Source organism: Candidatus Dormiibacterota bacterium, assembly GCA_035544955.1.
Lineage (GTDB): Bacteria > Chloroflexota > Dormibacteria > CF-121 > CF-121 > CF-13.
On sequence record DASZZN010000011.1, the window covers coordinates 1 to 3,210 of the forward strand.

General features: G+C 63.2%; 3 protein-coding genes. All 3 read left to right on the forward strand.

Going from position 1 to position 3,210, the window contains the following annotated elements; all coding sequences use genetic code 11:
* Nucleotides 1–48: 48 nt before the first annotated feature.
* Nucleotides 49–630 carry a GrpB family protein gene (locus VHK65_03965; protein HVS05306.1) on the forward strand — a complete coding sequence of 194 codons (582 nt, stop codon included), beginning with the start codon at nt 49–51 and terminating at the stop codon, nt 628–630.
* A gap of 306 nt (nt 631–936) precedes the next feature.
* Nucleotides 937–1,266: a hypothetical protein gene (locus tag VHK65_03970; protein ID HVS05307.1), complete on the forward strand. Its 330-nt coding sequence runs from the start codon at nt 937–939 to the stop codon at nt 1,264–1,266.
* Between the two features lie 928 nt (nt 1,267–2,194).
* Nucleotides 2,195–3,210, forward strand: a 1,016-nt coding sequence (locus VHK65_03975; GenBank protein HVS05308.1) for a hypothetical protein, incomplete at its 3' end; no start/stop codon positions are given.

Genomic DNA, 3,210 nt, shown 5'->3' on the forward strand with positions numbered 1-3,210 from the left:
CAGGCCGTGGGCTACCTTAATCGGGCTGCCGCATAGGAACTAGGGACAATGGGAGAAGAACGTCGCGAACCTGACGCCCCAATGACGGAGGAGCAAATCCGTGCTGTGACGATCGGCGAGCTCGAGCCGTTGTCCGCCAGAGTGCGCCTTGTCGACTACGATCCCGGCTGGCCAGACCGGTTCAGGCGCGAAGCGGAAAGGATTCGCGCGGTACTCGGCGATAGAGTTCTCCAACTCGAACACGTCGGCTCAACAGCAGTGCCCGGACTTTCGGCTAAGCCGATTATCGACCTGCTTCTTGTGCTAGAGAACTCCGCCGACGAGCCAGCCTACGTCCCCGCCATGGAGACCGCCGGCTACGTCTTACGTATCCGGGAGCCGGAATGGAATGAGCACCGGCTGTTCAAGGGACCCGACACCAACATCAACCTGCATGTCTTTTCGTCAGGCTGTCCCGAGATCGAGCGTATGCTGGCGTTTCGTAACTGGTTGCGTATCAACCCGTCCGATCGCGAACTATATGCCCGAACGAAGCTCGAACTCGCCCAAAAGAAATGGAAATATGTCCAGAATTACGCGGACGCCAAGACAGCCGTCGTCGAGCAGATCATGGTACGCGCGCGCTGCTGACTGGCCGGGCGCCCGGGCGATCCTGGCCCCGGACCACGCATCCACCGGGCACGGGTGTTGTTCGGTTAGTGTCCGCCACGGGCTACCATGGCCTCGCCCCTAGCGCAGCGCGTCAATCGACGCGGTCCCGACGATTCCTTCACGTTCCGCGCCAGTTTGGCGTGATCGTCGGCCGCTCCTAGCAGGATAGGTAGCGTGCCGACCGATGCTCCACTGATGGAACAGCCGGGTCGCCGGAGACTGCCACTCCCGGTCGCGACGGCCGTGGCACTCCTCTCGGCTCATGGGCTTCTTTTGGTCTGGCCAATGGTGTTCCTCATGATCGACCCGGGTAGTGATTTCTTACGCGGAGCGGAGGGCAACACGCTGGGCCGAGTCATTGTCATTCCCCCGGCTTTTTTCGGAGGACTGTTGGTTATCACCGCGCTGACCGGCCTGCCGATGTGGCGCATTGCTCGTCCGATCGCGATTGCCCTAGAAGGGCTCTGCACGCCGCTCAACTGGATTTTTGTCTCCGTGGCAGGAATCACAGGCCCGTTAAGTCTTGTGCTCGCGTGCCTCCCACTTTCGGCGACGATCGTCCTGCTAACCCGCCACAGCGCAAACGCCTGGTTTCACGACCTCGCGCCTCGGTAGGGCAGGTATCGTCTCCGGCTATCGTTGCCGATCGTTCGAAGAGTGTCCGCCACGGGCTACTTCCCGAATCGCACATCTCTCAGATCGGAGTCCACCAACGCCAGGCCTAACTACTCGGGTCTGTTCTTTGGCCCGAATTCAGTCCGCTCGAAGATCCATCCTCTTGGCCATGTCAGGCCTGTGGCCGCGGCCAGCCGCTGCGTGCGGTCGGGCGAAGCGCCCCGACTTAGCGCCCAGCGCCTCCACTTCGGCACGGTCCACGACCAGCAAATCCAGGCCACGCCGCAGCCGACCAGACCTCCTATCAAAAGTCCAGGCAGCGCCAACCAAACGTAACCGCCTAGTCCTACCACTGCGACGATCGCAAGCACGGGCACCGAGACGACGAGATGGCCGACGACTACCGCTTTGGCGGCGCTCATGCCGTGGCCAGTACTGGACGACGACACGTCTGAAGGCACCCGTTCATGCTAAAAATACCGCAGAAACCACGCCTCCTGCCGCGGATCGAAATCGACTGTTCGATTAGTGTCCGCCACGGGCTATGACCTTTCTCAGACCTCGTCCCACTCCACGTTTGTAGGCCGTTGCCTTGCGAGTCTGGGTCGCCTTTGCTGGCGTAGTACGGGGGATCGCCGCTCGCTTGGACCCAGCTCAGAATGGACTCCTCACGTCCCAAGCCGATCGACTTCCTCGACGGACGCGGCCTCCGCTCGGCCGTTTTCTTCCCATTCGATTCTCGGCGGCCCCCACTGCTCCATCTGAGGAGGTTATCCGCTTAAGCAAACCGGCGCAGCCAGCGGATTCGGCTGTTCGAATACTGTCCGCCACGAGCTATTGACTAACTTCTGGGCCGATAAAGGGCTCGGGCCTGATGTCCCGCAGACACGACGCGCATTAGAGGTGAGCGAGTTTCGTTACATCGCTCATGACGCGTCGCTCACCGAACCTGGCCGGCGCCGCGGCCGCCGTCCTGCTCGTGGTTGGGGTGGCTGGCCTCTACCTTGCTACGCATCGCGCCCACCCAACGGCTTCGGCCCCCGTCACACCCGCATTCGGCAAACTGCTCCCGCCGATGCTGAACCCGCCGCTCGGGATGGGCGGTGTCGCCGACTCCACCGCGCTGGCCATCCCGTACGTCGGCCCAGCAAAGTTGAGCTGGTCGGGCCATCTCCCCAAGGCAATTGGGACCGCCCCCGTCGAGCGCGTCACCCTGCCGACTCCCGTCGAACTGGATGCCTTCGCGAGGGGCGTGGGCGGGACCCTCTCTGGCGCCTGGGCGACCGCACGAGTCTACCAACTCCCGGGCGACTTCAACATGGTGATCAACCACGACAACCCGGTGGGAGTCGAACCGAACTTCGTCATCAGCCGCCTGAAGGCCGTGACGCCTGCCGTGACCCCGGTCAGCTCGGACGCTGCTCGCGCCGCCGCCGACGCCTTCTTGCGCACGCGCGGGCTCACGCCGACATGGGACGACGCCGTGACGGTAACCAGATATTCCTCGTTTTCTTTGACCGTCTTCTCCGTTCTGTATCAGCGCGAGATTCTAGTGGGCTCGTCTCGGGTTCCAGAGGTCGACCGCAGCGGAAGTCCGCAGGGCATTCTGGTGGAGGTCGAGTCCGGTGGGCAGGTCGTCAGCGCCGACGGGGTAGTGCGCCTGGCGGCGCAATCCGCAACCTATGGGCTGCGTCCGCCGGCGTCCGCGGTTCCAGACGCGCTCGTCGCTCCACCGGCGATGGCACCCGATCAGTTTCCCTCGCTGTCGCCCTTTCCTACGGTTGCGCTGACCAGGGAGCAGCTCGTCTACATCGCGGTGGCGGCGGGGAGCGGAACGACCTACCTCGAGCCAGCCTTCCTGTTCACGGGAACCTTCACCCAGGGCGGGACGGATTTCGAAAAGCGCGTCCTGGTCCCTGCGCTCGTCACCAGCGCGATTAAGTC

Excerpts from the sequence above, each read along its gene's own strand:
- VHK65_03965 (HVS05306.1), top strand. The coding sequence starts at position 49 with ATGGGAGAAGAACGTCGCGAACCTGACGCCCCAATGACGGAGGAGCAA.
- VHK65_03970 (HVS05307.1), top strand. The coding sequence starts at position 937 with ATGGTGTTCCTCATGATCGACCCGGGTAGTGATTTCTTACGCGGAGCG.